We start from the raw sequence: 17166 nt of genomic DNA on the forward strand, positions 1-17166 counted from the left end.
TTCGGATGGGTTTGGCGGGGGAGCGAATGACGAACGTGCTGGCGCCGGAGACCGGGGTGGCCACCAGGCCGACCGTGCTGCTCGTGGACGACGAGACCGCCATCCTCGAGACGCTCTCGCTGCAGCTGCGCCGCGACCACAAGGTGATCGTGGCCGAAAGCGGCGCCGAGGCGCTGCGCCTGCTCGCCTCGTCCGGCCCGGTCGCCGCCGTGATCAGCGACCTGCGCATGCCCGAGATGGACGGCGTCGAGCTGCTGCGCCGGGTCCAGCTCGAATACCCCGACACGACCCGGGTGCTGCACACCGCGCAGAGCGACCTGAGCGCGGCCATCGCGGCCATCAACGACGGCGGCGTCTACCGCTACCTGGCCAAGCCGGTGCCCACCGACGAGCTGCGCAGCACCGTGCAGAGCGCGGTCGAGCTGCACGGGCGCTCGACGGCCGACCGCCAGCTGCTCGACAAGACCCTCAAGGCGAGCCTGCAGGCGCTGTTCGGCTGTCTCCAGCTGGCCAGCCCGCTCGCCTTCGCCCGGGCCGGCCGCATCCGTACGCTGGTCTCCGAGCTCTGCCACGAGATGCAGCTCGACGCGCTGTGGGAGATCGAGGTCGCCGCCATGGCCGCCCAGCTCGGGGCGGTCACCCTGCCGCCGACCGTGCTGGCCAAGCTCGACAAGGGCCTGCCCTGCACCGACGAGGAGCAGGCCATGGTCAACGGCATGCCGGGCGTCGCCGTGCAGCTGCTCAAGAGCATCCCGATGCTCGAGGACGTCATCCAGATCGTCCGCGGGCTCGGCCTCAACCCGCCGCCGCACCCGAGCCCGCTGGTCGAGACCGCGGTCGACGTGATCCGTACGGCGATCGACTTCGAGACCCTGGAGAGCCGCGGCCTCGAGGTGGAGAGCGCGATCACCGTGCTCGAGTGCCGCGACCACAGCGCCCTGCACGTGCTGGCCGCGCTGCGCAAGGTCAAGGGCTGCGTCCAGGTCAAGGAGAAGGTCCGCGGCCTGCGCGTGGTCGACCTCGAGACCGGCATGCGGGTCGCCGAGGACATCGTGGCCACCAACGGCCTCGTGCTGATCGGCCGGGGCATGGTCGTCACCGAGCTGCTGCTCGACCGGCTCAACAACTTCGCCCGGATGATCGAGATCATCGAGCCCGTGCTGGCCGTGCCGGGCGCGCGCCGCTTCTAGTCGCCCTCGGCCGCGATCTTCTCCAGTACGGGGTAGACCAGCGCCTGCTCGCCGGCGACGCGGCCGAGCATCAGGTCGGGATCGGGCACGACACCCTCACGGGCGGAGTGCTCGATCTCGGCGAACACCCGCGCCAGGCTGTCGGCCCCGATGTTGGTGGCCGAGCCCTTCAGCGCGTGGGCCTGTTCCCGCAGCGCCGCCGGATCGCCCCCGCGCAGCAGCTCGGCCAGCCGGTCGACGCCGCCCGGGTTCTTGTCGAGGAACGAGCGGATCAGCCGGCCCAGCAGGGCCCGCTCGCCCGGACCGGGATCGTCGCCGGCGATGTCGGCCAGCCGCTCGCGAACCTCGTCCTCCCGGCTGCGCTCCATGCGCTCCATCCTGCGTCGCCGCGCCCCCGCCCGGGACGCGAACAGCCGAACGGAGATCGGTGAATAGTTCTCCTCAGCCGCCCGCGGCTGCCGATTCATCCGGGGTGGCCATGAAGCAGTACGCACATCTGCTCGCCGCCACCGCCGTCACCCTGGCCGGCGCGCTGTGGTTCCTGACCCGCATCGGGCCGGACGCCGTGGCGTACCTGTTCATGCCGATCGGCGGGGTGGCCGGTGTCGGCTCGGTCGTCGCGCTGCTGCGCCACGGCCGGCTGGAGGCCGGTGCCCGCCGGTTCTGGCGCCTGCTGCTGCTCTCCCTGGCCACCTTCACCGCCGGGTACGCCTGGCTGGCCGTCCGCGCCTTCGCCGACCGTTCCGAGCTGCCCACCATCGGGCCGGGCACCGTCGTGCCGGCCGGTTTCGGCCTGCTCGCCGCCATGTGGGCCGTGGGCCGGGTGCCGCTGGGCATCATCGGCCAGCCGGAACGCCGCAAGCAGCTCATCGACCGCTCGATCGCCCTGGTCGGCGGGGGCGCGCTGATGTGGAGCTACGGGCTGGCCCCGCTGATCACCACCCAGCACAACTACAGCGACCAGGCGCTCGTGCTGATCGGCATGACGTTCCTGCTCGGCCTGGGCGCGGTGGCCAAGGTCTCCTACATCCGCGGCGGCCCGGTCGACCGGGTGTCGCTGCGCCTGATCGCCGGGGCCGCCGTCGTCGCGGCCGTCGTGGCCATGCTCGCCTTCTACGGCGACGAGGGCGCCCTGCTGGCCCAGGCCGTGGTCATGCCCGTGGCGTTCGTGCTGGCCTCCGGCGCCGCCCTGCGCCAGTGGACCTCAGCCGGCTCCCACCCGCGCCGGGCCAACGTGTGGCTGCCCTACCTCTCCGTCCTCGCCATCGACCTGGCCATGCTCGGCGTGCTCCGCGGCGACATGTCGTGGCCCGACCGGATCGTCATCGTCGCCGTCGTCGTGCTCACCGCGCTGATCGCGGTGCGCCAGCTCATGGCCAGCCGGGAGAACCGCCGGCTGATGAGCGAGAAGCGCCTCAGCGAGGAGCGGCTGCGCCACGAGGTGACCCACGACGGCCTCACCGGCCTGGCCAACCGCGGCCTGTTCCGGCAGCGGCTGGCCGAGGCGATCGCGGCCGGGGACGCCACCGTGCTCCTGGTCGACCTGGACGACTTCAAGACCGTGAACGACTCGCTCGGCCACGACGTCGGCGACGAGCTGCTGATCTCGGTGGCCGGGGCGCTGCGCGCCGCGGCCGGCCCGGACGGGCTGGTGGCCCGGCTCGGCGGCGACGAGTTCGCGATCCTGCTGTCCACCGCCGGCGAGACCGTGGCCGACCGGGTGCTCGAGGCGCTGGCCGAGCCGATCGGCCCGCACCGCCTGCTCACCCACTGCAGCGTCGGCATCGCCGGTGCCGCGCCGGGTGTCGAGCTGGACGAGCTGCTGCGGCACGCCGACATCGCCATGTACGCGGCCAAGCAGCGCGGCAAGGCGAACCGGGTGCGCTACCACGACGGCATGGAACAGCCCGTGCTCGCGCACGCCCGGCTCGGCGGCGAGCTGCGGCGGGCCCTCGACGACGGCGAGTTCCGCCTGTTCTACCAGCCCATCGTCGCGCTCGACTCGGGCCGGGTGATCGGGGTCGAGTCGCTGATCCGCTGGGACCACCCGGCCCGGGGCCTGGTGCCGCCGAGCGAGTTCATCCCGGCCGCCGAGGCGACGGGCCTGATCGTGCCGCTGGGCCGCTTCGTGCTGCGCGAGGCCTGCCGGCAGGCGGTGACCTGGCTGGCCGAGTTCGGGCCGGACGCGATGCAGAAGATCGCGCCCAACGTGTCGGTGCGCCAGCTGCACGACCCCGACTTCGTCGACGACGTGCGGGCGATCCTGGCCGAGACCGGCCTGCCCGCCGACCGGCTCGTGCTCGAGCTGACCGAGTCGACGATGCTGCGCGGCAAGCAGGTCTCGCGCACCCTGCACGAGCTGCACGCCATGGGCGTACGGCTGGCCCTCGACGACTTCGGGACGGGAGAGTCCTCGCTGAGCCTGCTGCGGTCGTTCCCCGCCTCGATCATCAAGCTGGACAAGTCGTTCGTGGACGGCATCGAGCTCGACGAGCCGGGCAGCCCGGCCGCCGAGGCCCGGCAGGCGGTGGCCCACGCCGTCGTGCAGCTCGCGGGCGCGCTCGGCCTCGACACCGTGGCCGAGGGCATCGAGTGCCAGGAGCAGGCCGACCGGCTGCGGCGCCTCGGCTACACCCTGGGTCAGGGCTATCACCTGGCCCGGCCGATGCCACCCGAGCGGATGACCGAGCTGTTCGCCCGCAACCGGGAGCTGGTCACGGCCGGCGGTGCCCGATGAGGGGCATAGGGTTTGGCGATGGAGACCGCGGACGACGGCACCCGGACGGCGCAGTCGCTGGGCGACGCGCTGACGGCGGTGCACTTCGCCGAGCTGAGCAACGACCAGGTGACCGCGCGGCTGATCGACGCGATCGCGGGCTGGGCCGAGGAGCAGGGCTGGCGGGTCTATCGCCGGGCGCCGAGCGTGTTTCCGCTCCCGCCGCCGCTGCGCGGGCACTCGGTGCTCGACGTGGCCTGCGCCCGCCCGGACGGCCAGCCGATCGCCATCGAGATCGACCGGCTCGACCGGCCCCGTACGGTCGACAAGCTGCTCGCCGAGGCCGCGGCCGGGCGCCTCGCGATCTGGGTGCGCTGGGGCGCCGGCCCGTTCACACCGCCGCCGCTGCCGGTGCACATGGTCACCCGGCCCGCGGCCCGCAAGTCGGGCGCCTGGCACACGGTGGCCGACCGGCCGCCGCCGCGGCATTCGGACGCCCCGATCGAGGCCGCCTCGCCGGAGGAACTGCCGTGGGGGCCGACGGGAAACGATTGACGGAAGGGTCGGAGCGATCATGAGCACCGGTGTGATGAATGCCCGGGCCGGACACCCGGCCTCCTGGTGGGAGAAGTTCCTCACCGTCTCGGACCGCTTCGACGACGCCTCGGTGACCGAGCACCTGAGTGACGAGATCATCCCCAAGATCTCGTCGCGGCTGCTGCGGCGCGAGGCCGAGCTGGCCGCCGACGTGGTCGTGCGGCACCTGAACCGGCCGGTCAGCAGCGAGCTCTCCGACCGGGCGGGCCGGGCGATCGAGCGGCTGGAGGCGACAGTCGAGCGCCTCGACCAGCGCGCCGCCGACGACTCGGGCATCGCCGAGTCGTACGCGCTCTGTCATGTGCTGCGCGGCCGGTTCGCCGAGGGCGCGGCCGAGGCCGAGCGGTTCGTCGGCACGGCGCCGATCCTCAAGGCCTTCGTCGAGGCGCTGCGGCTCGAACGGTTCGACATGGGGCTGGCCCTGCGCCTGATCAAGGCCGGGCAGAGTCCCGAGGTCGCGGTGCAGTCCGGCCTGGCCGTCGGCAAGTACGCCTGGTGGCCGGACTGGCTGCTGACTGTCGTGTCGGAGAAGGCGATGGCCGGCACCCTCGATCAGGCCACGATCAAGGCGCTCGACCAGTGCGCCTACGCCGAGCTGACCCCGACCCAGGCCCGGGTGGCCAAGCGGCTGCTGGGCGGCGACGCCGACCTGCTCGAGACGACCGCGCAACGGCTGGAGAGCCTGGGCGCGTTCGGTGCAGCGGGCAAGCTGCGGGCCGGTGATCTCATGGCGGTGGCCCTGGCCGCGCGGATGGTCCCCCTGTGAATCCGCGCGGCCGGGGCCTTTACGCGCCGCCCTCGGTCAGGGTGACCTCGGTGGGCTGGAAGGCCGTGCCGTTGACGTCGACGCCGGCCGCCTTGGCCGCGGTGATGGCCTGGTTGATGTAGTCGTTGGTGAAGGCCAGGCCCTCCGGCGACTTGGTCAGCACGGTGTCGCCGGTCTGGTTCTTGGTGGTCATCGAGATGTCGACGGTCTGCTTCCAGGCCGCCTCGTCGATCACGCCGATGCCGCCGGGCGCGGGCCAGATCAGCTTGTTGGTCTCGTTGGTCTGCCACAGCTGGTGGCTCTTGCCGAGCTTGGAGCCCTTGGCCACCACAAGGTCGCGGCACTTCTCGGCGTTGTCGCGGCAGAACGCCCAGCCCTTGATCGTGCCGGTCAGGAACTTGACGGTCTGCTGCTGGTACGCCGGGTCGCTGAGCTTCTCGGTGTTGGCCCAGACCGCGTCCTGGAGCATCGAGGAGCCCTCGGTCTTCCAGTCGATGATCGAGAAGTCGTCGGCCGTGTAGAGCTTGCCGGTGGCCGGGTTCTTGGCCTCGAGCAGCTGGGCGTACTCGTTGTAGCTCATCGCCTGGGCGGCGTCGATCTCCTTCTTGAGCAGCGCCTGCATGTCGAACTGCTGCTGCACGAGCGTGACGTCCTTGCCCGGGTCGAGCCCGGCCTTGGTCATGCCGGCGAACAGCTCGAACTCGTTGCCGAAGCCCCAGTTGCCGACCTTCTTGCCCTTGAGGTCGGCCGCCTTGGTGATGCCGCTGTCCTTCCAGGCCACCTGATAGGTGCCGGAGCGGCCGAAGATCTGGCCGACGTCGGTGATGCCGGCGCCCTGCTCGCGGGAGGCCAGCGCCTTGGGCACCCAGGCCACGGCGTAGTCGGCCTTGCCCTGCGCGAGGACGGTCTGCGGGACGATGTCGACGCCGCCCTCGAGCAGCTGAACGTCGAGGCCCTGCTCCTTGTAGAAGCCCTGATCGACGGCGGCGATGTAACCGGCGAACTGGGCTTGGAAGAACCACTGCAGCTGCAGCTTGACGGGCGCCAGGGCGCCGCCGCTGCCGCCGGGGGCGGGCGTGGTCGAATCTTGGTCGGCCGTGCCGCAGCCGCCGATCAACAGGGCGGAGGTGGCAGCTATAGCGGTGAATATCCGGAGTTTGCGCAAGTGGTGCCTCCCAGGGTTCAGGCGATTAAACGGGTACGCCAGGGCATGGCCAGGCGTTCCAGGAGCAGGGTGGTGAGGTAGAAGACGAGGCCCAGCAGGCAGGCGCCGACCACGAAGGCCCAGGCGCGGGGGTAGGCGGTGAACGCGGCGGCCGACGTGATGCGCGAGCCGAGGCCGTTCTGCAGGCCACCGAAATACTCGGCGACCACCGCGGCGATCACGGCCAGCGACGACGCCTGCCGCAGGCCGGTGAAGACGTGGGGGAGCGACCCGGGCAGGCGCACCTTGACCGCGAAGGTCCAGCCACTGGCCGCGTACGTATGCATGAGCTCTTGGTGGATGGGGTCGACCTCGCGCAGGCCGCGCAGCGTGTTGATGAAGACCGGGAAGAACACGATGATCCCGGCCACCAGCCGGCGCGGCAGGCTGCTGGTCGACTCGAACATGTTGTTGAGCACCGGGGCCAGCGCGATGATCGGCAGCGCGTTGAGCACGGCCGCGAACGGCAGCGACACCTCGGCCAGCGGGCGGAACCGGCTCGAGGCCATCGCCGCCAGCACCCCGGCGACCGCCCCGCCGATCAGCCCGATCAGCGCGTTGGTGCCGCTGGCCAGGGCGGCCTCCCAGACGTTCTGGCGCTGCTCGACCAGCTGCTCCCAGATGGCCGACGGCGCCGGGAGGATGAACGGCGCGATCCGCCCGGCAGTGACGACGACCTCCCACAGCACGATCGCGACGATGCCGACCACGACCGGTGGCAGCACCGCGCGGGCCCACTTCATGAGGCGCTCGTCAAGGGGGTGCCGCGCAGCGCCTGCCGCACCGCGGTGACGCACTCGAAGTAGTGCGGCGACTGCCGGGCCGCCTCGTCGCGGCTGTCCAGCGTGACCGGGATCGACGCGGTGATCCGGCCCGGTCGCGCCGACATCACCACGACCCGGTCGGAGAGGAACACCGCCTCCGAGATCGAGTGGGTGACGAAGACGGTGCTGGTGCCGGTCTGGGCGCAGATACCGAGCAGCTCGGACTGCAGCCGCTCGCGGGTCATCTCGTCGAGCGCGCCGAACGGCTCGTCCATCAGCAGCAGCGGCGGCCGCACGGCCAGGGCCCGGGCGATCGCCACGCGCTGCTGCATGCCGCCGGAGAGCTGGGCCGGATAGTGCCCGGCGAACTCGGCCAGCCCGACCAGCTCCAGCATCTCCGACGCCTTGGCCTTGCGCTCGGCCTTCGACAGCCCGCGCAGTTCGAGCGGCAGTTCCACGTTCTTCAGCACGGTCCGCCACTCGAACAGCCCGGCCTGCTGAAAGGCGATCCCGTACGCCTGTTCCCGGCGCGCCGCGTCCGCGCTCTTGCCGGCCACCGTGACCGTGCCGGTGCTGGGCGCGATCAGGTCGGCGATCAGCCGCAGCAGCGTGCTCTTGCCGCATCCGGACGGCCCGATCAGCGACACGAACTCGCCGCTCTTAATTTCAAGATCAACATCGGACAGGGCGACAACCTCGTCCGTACGCCCCTGGTTGAAGATCTTGGTCAAGGACGAAACGAGCACGGCGCTCATAGCGTGACCACCTCCACGTGCCTCCGGTGTCTCATGAGCGGCAGTTCCAGCAGGCTGACCAGACCGGCGACGACCAGGCCGAGCAGGGCCGCCCCGAGCATCGCGGTGTAGACCTTGGCCGGGTCCGAGGTGGCCTCGCGGGAGTATTCGATGATGAGCCGGCCGATGCCGCCCCGCGTGCCGGTGGAGATCTCGCCGACCACCGCGCCGACCACCGCCGCCGCCCCGGCCAGCCGCAGCGCCGGGAAGAGATAGGGCAGCGACGCCGGGAAGCGCAGCTTGACCAGCGTGCGCCACCAGCCCGCGGCGTAGCTGCGCATCAGCTCGACCCCGCTCGCCGCGGGCGACTGCAACCCGCGCAGCATGCCCACGGCGACCGGGAAGAAGGCCAGATAGGCGGCGATCACCGAGACCGTCGCCCAGGACGGCATGATCGTGCCGCCCCACCCGGCCACCAGCGGGGCCAGCGCGACCAGCGGTACCGTCTGGCTGAGGATCACGTACGGCAGCAGCCCGCGCTCGACGATCCGGAATCGCTGCATCGCCACCGCCAGCAGCAGCCCCACGAGCGCGCCGATGACGAACCCGGCGGCCGTGATGCCCAGCGTGAACAGGCAGGCCTGGACGATGACGATCCAGACCGGCCGGCCGCCCGTCAGCTCGGGACGGCCCAGCCGCTCGAGCACCGTCCACAGGTGCGGCATCGACAGGTCGTCCGCGCGCGGCAGCACCCGTACGCCGAAGAGCACCGTGCCCTCCGGGTTGCCGACGAGCTTGTAGCCCTCCCAGAGCACGACGAAGATCGTGATGCCGGCGAGGGCGTACAGGGTCTTCTTCATGAAAGGGCCGGGATGATGCTCTCGCCGTACGCCTGCAGTGTCTCTTCCTTGGCGTCGTGCTGCAGATAGACCGCGAACTGGTCGACGCCCAGGGCCTTGAGCTCCTCGAGCCGCTTGAGGTGGTTCTCGACCGGCCCCAGGATGCAGAACCGGTCGACCACCTCGTCCGGCACGAACGACGTGTGCGTGTTGCCGGCGCGCCCGTGCTCGGCGTAGTCGTAGCCCTGCCGGCCCTTGATGTAGTCGGTCAGCACCTGCGGCACGGTGCCGTCGCCGCCGTAGCGGGCCACGATGTCGGCCACGTGATTGCCGACCATCCCGCCGAACCAGCGCGTCTGCTCCCGCTGATGGTCGAGATCGGTTCCCACGTACGCCGGGGCGGCCACACAGAACTTGATGGCCATCGGGTCCCGGCCCGCCCGTTCGGCCGCGCGCCGCACCGCCGCGATCATCCACGCGGCGATGTCGGGGTCGGCCAGCTGCAGGATGTATCCGTCGCCGACCTCCCCGGTCAGAGCCAGAGCCTTCGGCCCGTACGCCGCCACCCACACTTCCAGCCTGCTGTCGGGCGCCCACGCGAGCTGCTGCTCGGTGCCCCGCAGCTCGACCTTCTCGCCGTTGGCCAGCCCGCGGATCACCCCGATCGACTCGCGCAGCTGGCCCAGGGTCTGCGGCTGCGCGCCGAGCACCCGCAGCGCCGAGTCGCCCCGGCCGATGCCGCAGATGGTCCGGTTGCCGTACATCTCGTTGAGGGTGGCGAACATCGAGGCCAGGACGGTCCAGTCCCGGGTGCCGGGGTTGGTCACCATCGGCCCGACGATCACCCGTTCGGTCTCGTCGAGGATCTTCGAGTAGATGACGAACGGCTCCTGCCAGAGCACGTGCGAGTCGAAGGTCCAGACGTGGCTGAACCCCTTCTGTTCCGCCAGCTTGGCCAGCTCGACCACCGTACGGGCGGGTGGGTTGTTCTGAAGCACCACACCGATGTCCATGCGTTGCTCCTCGCTCAGACCAGATAGTCGGAGAGGCCGCGCGGGACGTATTTGCCCCGGCCGGCCCGCCCGGTGTATTCGCCGCCGGACGCGATGACCTCGCCGCGGGACAGGACCGTGTCGACCTTGCCGTCGATCTCCCAGCCCTCCCAGGCCGAGTAGTCCATGTTCATGTGGTGGGTCTCGACGCTGATCCGGGTGCGGCCGTTGGGGTCGTAGAGCACGATGTCGGCGTCCGAGCCGGGCGCGATGATGCCCTTGCGCGGATACATGCCGAACATCCGGGCCGGCGTGGTCGCGATCGTCTCGACCCAGCGGGCCAGCGACAGCTTGCCGTCGACGACACCCTGATAAAGCAGGTCGACGCGGTGCTCGACGCTGCCGATCCCGTTCGGGATCTTGGAGAAGTCGCCGATCCCCATCTCCTTCTGGTCCTTCATGCAGAACGGGCAGTGGTCGGTCGAGACCACGGAGAGGTCGTTGGTGCGCAGGCCCTGCCACAGGTCGGCCCGGTGGCTCTCGTGCTTGCTGCGCAGGGGAGTGGAGCAGACCCACTTGGCCCCGTCGAAGCCGGGCGCGCCGAGCTGGTCCTCCAGCGTCAGATAGAGGTATTGCGGGCAGGTCTCGGCGAACACGTTGCGGCCCAGGTCGCGGGCGGCCTTGACCTGCTCCAGGGCCTTCGAGGCGCTCAGGTGCACGATGTAGAGCGGGCAGTCGGCGGCCACACTGGCCAGCCAGATCGCCCGGCTCGTGGCCTCGGCCTCCAGCTCCTGCGGGCGGGTCAGGCCGTGAAACACCGGGTCGGTCTCGCCGCGCTCGAGGGCCTGCTTGACCAGCACGTCGATGGCCGGGCCGTTCTCCGCGTGCATCATGATCAGGGCGCCGTTGTCGCGCGCCTTCTGCATCGCGCGCAGGATCTGCCCGTCGTCGGAGTAGAAGACGCCCGGGTACGCCATGAACAGCTTGAAGCTGGTGATGCCCTCGCTCGCCACGAGCTGGTCCATGGCCTTGAGCGAGTCGTCGTCGACCCCGCCCACGATCATGTGGAAGCCGTAGTCGATGTGGCACTGATCGGCCGTCTTGGCGTGCCACGCGGCCAGCCCGTCCTGCACCACCTCGCCGTACCGCTGGATGGCGAAGTCGATGATCGTGGTCGTGCCGCCGATCGCCGCGGCCCGGGTGCCGGTGTCGAACGTGTCGCTGGCCTCGGTGCCGCCGAACGGCATCTGCATGTGGGTGTGCGCGTCGATCGCCCCCGGGATCACGTATTTCCCGGTCGCGTCGATCACGTCGGGGCCGTCCGGCGCCCGGCCCGGCGCGAAGATCGCCGCGATCGTCTCGCCGTCGACGAGCACGTCCGCCGGGTATGGGCCAGTGGGGCCGATGACCGTGCCGCCCTTGATCAGCGTGCTCACAGCTCCACCGTCCGGGTGTAGCTCTCGGGCCGGCGGTCGCGGTAGAACTGCCAGCGCTCGCGCACCGTTTTGATCAGGCCCAGGTCCAGATCCCGTACGATCAGTTCGGGGTTGTGGGTGTCGCCGACCTCGCCGACGAACTTGCCCTCGGGGTCGGCGAAGTAGCTCTGCCCGTAGAAGTCGTTGTCGCCCAGCGGCTCGGTGCCGACCCGGTTGATCGCGCCCACGAAATACTCGTTGGCGACCGCGCTGGCCGGCTGCTCGAGCTGCCACAGATAGCTGCTCAGGCCGCGGCTGGTGGCCGACGGGTTGAAGACGATCTGCGCGCCGCCCAGGCCCAGCTCGCGCCAGCCCTCGGGGAAGTGCCGGTCGTAGCAGATGTAGACACCGACCTTGCCGACCGCGGTGTCGAACACCGGGTAGCCCAGGTTGCCGGGGCGGAAGTAGAACTTCTCCCAGAAGCCCTTCACCTGCGGGATATGGTGCTTGCGGTACTTGCCGAGGTACGAGCCGTCGGCGTCGACCACGGCGGCGGTGTTGTAGAGGACGCCCTCCTGCTCCTTCTCGTACATGGGCAGGACCATCACCATGCCGAGCTCGGCCGCCAGTGCCTGGAAGCGCTCGGTGGTCGGGCCGGGGATCGACTCGGCGTACTCGTAGAACTCCGCCTCCTGCACCTGGCAGAAATACGGGCCGTAGAAAAGCTCCTGGAAGCAGATCACCTTCGCGCCCTGCGCGGCGGCATCCCGGGCGTAGTCCTCGTGCGCCTTGATCATCGATTCTTTATCGCCCGTCCACGTTGTCTGGACGAGGGCGGCGCGAACGATGTCGCTCATGACTGCCCCTTTCATCGTGCGGCGGCGCGGTGGAAGCGCCTGTGATCGTGTGTCTACTCCCCGTCATACATGCTGCGCTAGCCCTTGCGTGTGGCCTTCGGATGCCGTAGGACACTAACGACACACATTCAGGCGGACAATTGCTTGAACGTAACCAAATGTTTCGGAGAGGTAATTTGCTCGCGCTGATCACGGGCGCTGTCGACGATCGCAGCGCGCGGGGAATCGCCGCGGCCGTGAGCCGCCTGGTCACCGCCGGGCAGCTGACCGCGGGCACCCGGCTGCCGACGGTCCGCGACGTGGCGCGCGAGCTCGGCGTCAGCCCGACCACGGTCAGCGAGGCCTGGCGCAGCCTCACCCGGGCCGGCGCGATCCAGACCCGGGGCCGCTCGGGCACCTTCGTCGCGGCCCCGGTGCTGCCCCGCCAGCGCTGGCGTTACACCCAGCTGGGCGGTCAGGCCGCGCCGGTGTCACGGGACCTGTCGACCGGCGTACCCGATCATGATCTGCTGCCCGACCTGACCGACGCGCTCAAGCGAATCGGCGACGGCCGGCTGACCTCGAGCTATCTCGACGCGCCGGTGCTGCCGGAGCTGGAGTCGGTGCTGCTTTCACGGTGGCCTTTCCCGCCCGAGCAGCTGACCGTGGTGGACGGCGCCCTCGACGCCCTCGACCGCGTGATCGCTTCGGTCGTCCGCTTCGGCGACCACGTCATCGTCGAGAACCCCGCGTTCCCGCCGCTGCTCGACCTGCTGCAAACCGTCGGCGCCACCGTGGTCGGGGTGCCGATGGACGCGTACGGGATGCGACCCGACCAGTTGCACGAGGTGCTGGTTTCCTACCCTGCCGTGGCCGTCTTCCTGCAGCCGCGCGCTCATAACCCGACCGGCGTCAGCATGCCTTCGGCGCGCGCGTCCGAACTGGCGACCGTCCTCGCCGGGTTCCCCGATGTGCTGGTGGTCGAGGACGATCACGTCGGCGACATCGCCACGGCCGCGCCGGTCAGCCTCGGCTCCTTCCTGCCGGCCCGGACGGTCCACGTGGCCAGCTTCTCGAAAAGCCACGGCCCCGACCTGCGCCTGGCAGCCGTCGGCGGCCCGGCCCGGGTGATCGGCCCGCTCGCCGACCGGCGGCTGCTCGGCCCCGGCTGGTCCAGCCGCCTGCTGCAGGGCGTGCTGCTCGACCTGCTGACCGACCCCGCCGCCATCGCCCAAGTGGCAAAAGCCCGTTCCGCGTACGCCACCAGACGCGCGACGCTGCTGTCGGAACTCCGCACCCGCGGCGTCACCGCCACCGCCGCCGACGGCATCAACCTGTGGATGACCGTCGACGACCAGCAGATTGCCATGGTCGCCCTGGCCGCCCACGGCATCGCTGTCTCCCCGGGCACCCCGTTCTGCGTGACCCCCCTGGCCAACGATCATGTGCGCGTGACGGCCGGACTGGTCGCGTCCCGCCCGGCCGAACTGGCCGACGTGCTGGCCACCGCCGCCCTGCTTGACAGCCGCGGCAGCGGCCCCCGAGCCCGCCCACACCCACGAGGCTGGCGATGACTCCCCACCACCGGCCCCCCGAGGCGCCACTCACAAGTCCTGCCGACCAGCCGCCCGCGCCCGCGGTCCTGCCCGGGCCTGCACTCCCTCACGGCCCGGCGCCTGCGATTGCGTCTCGGTCTGCGTTTGTGATCTCGCGTGGGTCTGCGATCGCGTCTCGGTCCACGCCTGCGGTGCTGCCCGGGCCTGCACTCTGGCACGGGCCCGCTCCTGCGATTGCGTCTCAATCTGCGTCTGTGATCCCGCGTGGGCCCGCGATTCCGTCTCGGTCCGCGCCTGCAGTCTCACCCGGGCCCGCGATCCCGTCCCCGTCCGCGCCTGTAGTCCCACGCGGGCCCGCGCCTGTAACCCCGCCCCGGCCCTCGCCTGCGACCGTGCCCCCACCCGCGACCCTGCCCTGGCCCGCGACCCCGCTGTCAACGTCCCCGAACTCAACTTGGCACTGGACGACCGCTGGTCCCTGTGGACAACCCCGCAAAACTGTCACACCCGGCTGCTCTACTCGTCCCCTCCCAAGAGCAGGGGTGGGGGCGGTCCGTGGCGCGGGCGAACAACCGGCATATGCGACAAAAACCGCGAGCGGGCTGGTTGGCTGGCGGGGCAGGGCGGCGGTTGGTTGGTGGCGCGGGGCGGCGGTTGGTTGGTGGCGCGGGGCGGCGGTTGGTTGGTGGCGCGGGGCGGCGGTTGGTTGGTGGCGCGGGGCGGCGGTTGGCTGGCGGGGCGCGACGGCGGTTGGCTGGTGGCGCGGGACGGCGGTTGGCTGGTGGCGCGGGGCGGCGGTTGGTCGGCGGGCGGGACGACGGTTGTGCGGGGTTGGTGGGCGGCGGTTGTGCGGGGTGGGGCGATCACTCAGTCTTGCCGCAAGCCACCCAGCAGTCGCGGGCGCGACCATCGCTGCTTTTCGGGTGTTCGGGCGCAACCACTCACTCACGTCGCCCGGGTGGGTTTCGCGTTCTGGACGCGCCAGCGGCCAGCGAAGCCCGCGCGGGTCCCCGCGGGAGCGACGGTCCGTACCCACCACCCCGCGAGGACGTCAGCCTTTGAATTCATGGGAGCGACCGCCCACCACCCCGCGAGGACGTCAGCCTTTGAATTCATGGGAGCGACAGCCCACCACCCCGCGAGGACATCGGCCTTTGAATTTGTGGGAGCGACAGCCCACCACCCCGCTAGGACATCTGCTTCTGCCTTTTCCGCGGGAGCGACGACATACAGCTCCGGAATCCGAGCTTGATCTTCAACTGCTGCACGAGGAGCGATCATGAGCGATGACCTGCTGGCCCGCCACCGGGCGGTAATGCCTCACTGGATGCCGGTCTACTACGGCGACGACGCCCTCGAGATCGTCGGTGGGGCGGGCCGGCATGTGACCGGCGCTGACGGCCGCACCTATCTGGACTTCTTCGGTGGCGTGCTGACCAACATGATCGGGTACGACATTCCCGAGATCAACGCGGCCGTGCAGAAGCAGTTGGCGACCGGCGTGGTGCACTCGTCGACGTTGTATCTGATCCGGCAGCAGGTCGAGTTGGCCGAGCGGATCGCGCGGGTCTCCGGCATCCCGGACGCGCGGGTCTTCTTCACCAATTCGGGCAGTGAGGCCAACGAGACCGCCCTGCTGATGGCCGCGAACGTGCGCCGGTCCAACCAGATTCTCGCGATCAAGAACAGCTATCACGGGCGGACGTTCGCGACGATGGCGGTCACCGGGCATCGTAGTTGGTCGTCGAGTTCGCTCAGCCCGCTCAACGTCTCGTGGCTGGCCTCGGGCGATCGGCTGCGCGGGCGGATGGCGGGGCTGGCCGACGGCGACATCCTCGACGCGGCGGTCGACGATCTGCGCGAGGTGCTGGCCACGGTGACCGCGGGCGACGTGGCGGCCATGATCGCCGAGCCGATTCAGGGGGTCGGCGGGTTCGTGGCGGGGCCGGACGGGCTGCTGGGGGCGTACCAGAAGGTCTTGGGGGAGCACGGGATTCTGCTGATCGCGGACGAGGTGCAGACCGGCTGGGGGCGTACGGGGGAGCATTTCTGGGGTTATCAGGCGCACGGCGTCACGCCCGACCTGATCACCTTCGCCAAGGGGATCGGCAACGGCTTCGCGCTGGGCGGGGTCGTGGGGCGCGAGGCCGTGATGAACGCGGTGCCGGCGATCAGCTTCTCCACGTTCGGCGGCAACCCGCTGTCGATGTCGGCGGGCATCGCCGTGCTCGACTTCGTGCTCGATCACGATTTGCAGGGCAATGCTGCCCGTACGGGGTCGATCCTGCTCGACGGCCTGCGCGGGCTCGACCTTCCGCTCGTGGGGGAGGTGCGCGGCAAGGGTCTCATGATCGGCATCGAGATCGTGCGCCCGGGCACCCGCGAGCCCGACCCGGCGGCCACGGTGCGCGTCTTCGACGAGTGCCGGGCCGGCGGGCTGCTCGTCGGCAAGGGCGGCCTCTACGGCAACGTGTTGCGGATGGGCCCGCCGCTGACCCTCACCGAGGCCGAGGCGCGCGACGGTTTGTCGATTTTGACCGATGCGTTGGCCCGGGTGGACGCCGAGGCCCGGATCGCCTGATCTCGGCATGCGGGACCCGTTGGCCCCTTCCCGGGGGCAGGGAGGGGCCAACGGTGATCACCCACCGTAGTGGTCAGCGCAGCCAGGGGACCGATCGGTCGAGCAGTCCGCGCGACGACAATTCGTGCCGCAGGGGAATCTTCTCGTCGATGTAGCCGTCCCATCCGACACCCCAGTGATTCGCCGTGTGCGGGGCCTCGCCGAGCAATTGCCGCTGCACCGGGGTGCGATTACGCCACCATTCGGATTCCTTGTCGATCGGCATGTCGTCGAGCGGCCGGACCCAGCGGTACGTGTACCCGATGAAGAGGATCTTGCGGGTGACCGTGCTGCGGTTGGGCGACCGCGAGTGCCAGAGCCGCCGGTCGAAGATGAAGCAGTCGCCCGGGTCGGCCGTGATCTCCATGGTGCCGCGCGGGTCCCCGCCGCCCGCGGGCCGGTCCAGTGTGTTGTTCAGGTGGCTGCCCGGGATCACCTTGGTCGCACCCCGCCCGGTGCGCGACAGGTCCGAGAGCACGTACGCCACCTTGAGCGACAGCATCGGCCGGGGCTGCCCGCCGCCGAGCGTCTCAGGGTCGCTGTTCTGCCGGTATCCGTCCTGGTGCCAGCCCCACGCCGGCTCCTCTTCGAATGGTTGCGGCGGTGTCACGTCCAAGTGGTTGTGGTGGGTGTAGATGTTCCAGCCGGCCAGCCCCCACACGTACGGGAAGGTGGTGGGCAGGGTCAGCAGCTCGCCGAACTCCTCGTCGCGCGGCAGGAAGCCGAGCATGTGCAGGGTGCCGTCGGGCTTGAGCCGGCCGGCCTCGCGCTCCCGCGCGTACACGCGGTCGACCGCGGCCTCGAGCCGGGCCCGGCGCTCCTCGTCGAGCGCCTTGCGGACCAGCAGCACCCCGTCGGTCAGGAATTGATTTCGTTGCTCCTCGGTGATGGCCTCGAATCCCGTTTCTTGCATTCTTCCGGTCCCCCTGTTGAGTTT

At 70.5% G+C, this 17166-nt stretch carries 15 protein-coding genes; 6 read left to right on the top strand and 9 right to left on the bottom strand.

All coding sequences use genetic code 11. The features are described from left to right. Window positions 1–26: 26 nt before the first annotated feature. A complete protein-coding gene (locus JKJ07_RS28790) occupies window positions 27–1190 on the top strand; it encodes a response regulator (RefSeq protein WP_236030045.1) in 1164 nt (387 codons plus the stop codon). Here JKJ07_RS28790 and JKJ07_RS28795 read toward each other — a convergent pair. Next, window positions 1187–1558 carry an Hpt domain-containing protein gene (locus tag JKJ07_RS28795; protein WP_202994938.1) on the bottom strand — a complete coding sequence of 124 codons (372 nt, stop codon included), beginning with the start codon at window positions 1556–1558 and terminating at the stop codon, window positions 1187–1189. The two genes, JKJ07_RS28790 and JKJ07_RS28795, sit on opposite strands and share 4 nt — an antisense overlap. A gap of 110 nt (window positions 1559–1668) precedes the next feature. Here JKJ07_RS28795 and JKJ07_RS28800 point away from each other — a divergent pair, with 110 nt between their 5' ends. The 3 genes from JKJ07_RS28800 to JKJ07_RS28810 are packed head-to-tail and all read left to right on the top strand — an operon-like array spanning window position 1669 to window position 5269. Next, window positions 1669–3927, top strand: coding sequence for a putative bifunctional diguanylate cyclase/phosphodiesterase (locus JKJ07_RS28800; protein ID WP_202994939.1), 2259 nt, complete (start codon window positions 1669–1671; stop codon window positions 3925–3927). 18 nt (window positions 3928–3945) lie between these two features. Next, a complete protein-coding gene (locus JKJ07_RS28805) occupies window positions 3946–4461 on the top strand; it encodes a hypothetical protein (RefSeq protein ID WP_202994940.1) in 516 nt (171 codons plus the stop codon). 19 nt (window positions 4462–4480) lie between these two features. Continuing rightward, a complete protein-coding gene (locus JKJ07_RS28810) occupies window positions 4481–5269 on the top strand; it encodes a hypothetical protein (protein ID WP_236030046.1) in 789 nt (262 codons plus the stop codon). Window positions 5270–5288: 19 nt separating this feature from the next. Here the strand turns inward: JKJ07_RS28810 and JKJ07_RS28815 are convergent, their stop codons facing one another. The 7 genes from JKJ07_RS28815 to JKJ07_RS28845 are packed head-to-tail and all read right to left on the bottom strand — an operon-like array spanning window position 5289 to window position 12074. Further along, window positions 5289–6434 carry an ABC transporter substrate-binding protein gene (locus JKJ07_RS28815; RefSeq protein WP_202994941.1) on the bottom strand — a complete coding sequence of 382 codons (1146 nt, stop codon included), beginning with the start codon at window positions 6432–6434 and terminating at the stop codon, window positions 5289–5291. A gap of 17 nt (window positions 6435–6451) precedes the next feature. Beyond that, entirely contained in the window at window positions 6452–7216 is a 765-nt protein-coding gene (locus tag JKJ07_RS28820; RefSeq protein ID WP_202994942.1) for an ABC transporter permease, read from the bottom strand. Further along, window positions 7213–7992 carry an ABC transporter ATP-binding protein gene (locus JKJ07_RS28825; RefSeq protein WP_202994943.1) on the bottom strand — a complete coding sequence of 260 codons (780 nt, stop codon included), beginning with the start codon at window positions 7990–7992 and terminating at the stop codon, window positions 7213–7215. The genes JKJ07_RS28820 and JKJ07_RS28825 overlap by 4 nt, the downstream gene beginning before the upstream one ends. Then, window positions 7989–8831, bottom strand: coding sequence for an ABC transporter permease (locus tag JKJ07_RS28830; RefSeq protein WP_202994944.1), 843 nt, complete (start codon window positions 8829–8831; stop codon window positions 7989–7991). The genes JKJ07_RS28825 and JKJ07_RS28830 overlap by 4 nt, the downstream gene beginning before the upstream one ends. Beyond that, window positions 8828–9823 carry a TIGR03842 family LLM class F420-dependent oxidoreductase gene (locus tag JKJ07_RS28835; protein ID WP_202994945.1) on the bottom strand — a complete coding sequence of 332 codons (996 nt, stop codon included), beginning with the start codon at window positions 9821–9823 and terminating at the stop codon, window positions 8828–8830. Before JKJ07_RS28835 ends, JKJ07_RS28830 begins: the two co-directional genes overlap by 4 nt. 14 nt (window positions 9824–9837) lie before the next feature. Further along, window positions 9838–11238, bottom strand: coding sequence for a dihydropyrimidinase (gene hydA, locus JKJ07_RS28840; protein ID WP_202994946.1), 1401 nt, complete (start codon window positions 11236–11238; stop codon window positions 9838–9840). Next, window positions 11235–12074 carry a nitrilase-related carbon-nitrogen hydrolase gene (locus JKJ07_RS28845; RefSeq protein WP_202994947.1) on the bottom strand — a complete coding sequence of 280 codons (840 nt, stop codon included), beginning with the start codon at window positions 12072–12074 and terminating at the stop codon, window positions 11235–11237. Before JKJ07_RS28845 ends, hydA begins: the two co-directional genes overlap by 4 nt. Window positions 12075–12232: 158 nt before the next feature. Here JKJ07_RS28845 and JKJ07_RS28850 point away from each other — a divergent pair, with 158 nt between their 5' ends. Together JKJ07_RS28850 and JKJ07_RS28855 are read left to right on the top strand one after the other, a co-directional pair. Next, the gene (locus JKJ07_RS28850; protein WP_236030047.1) at window positions 12233–13627 is read left to right on the top strand and encodes an aminotransferase-like domain-containing protein; all 1395 of its coding nucleotides are present in this window, start codon (window positions 12233–12235) and stop codon (window positions 13625–13627) included. Window positions 13628–14885: 1258 nt separating this feature from the next. Further along, window positions 14886–16190, top strand: coding sequence for an aspartate aminotransferase family protein (locus JKJ07_RS28855; RefSeq protein WP_202995154.1), 1305 nt, complete (start codon window positions 14886–14888; stop codon window positions 16188–16190). Window positions 16191–16263: 73 nt separating this feature from the next. On the opposite strand, the gene JKJ07_RS28860 is transcribed toward JKJ07_RS28855, so the two are convergent. Next, entirely contained in the window at window positions 16264–17142 is an 879-nt protein-coding gene (locus JKJ07_RS28860; protein WP_202994948.1) for a phytanoyl-CoA dioxygenase family protein, read from the bottom strand. Window positions 17143–17166 lie beyond the last annotated feature (24 nt).

It is taken from the genome of Paractinoplanes lichenicola (assembly GCF_016785085.1).
Classification (GTDB): Bacteria; Actinomycetota; Actinomycetes; order Mycobacteriales; family Micromonosporaceae; genus Actinoplanes; species Actinoplanes lichenicola.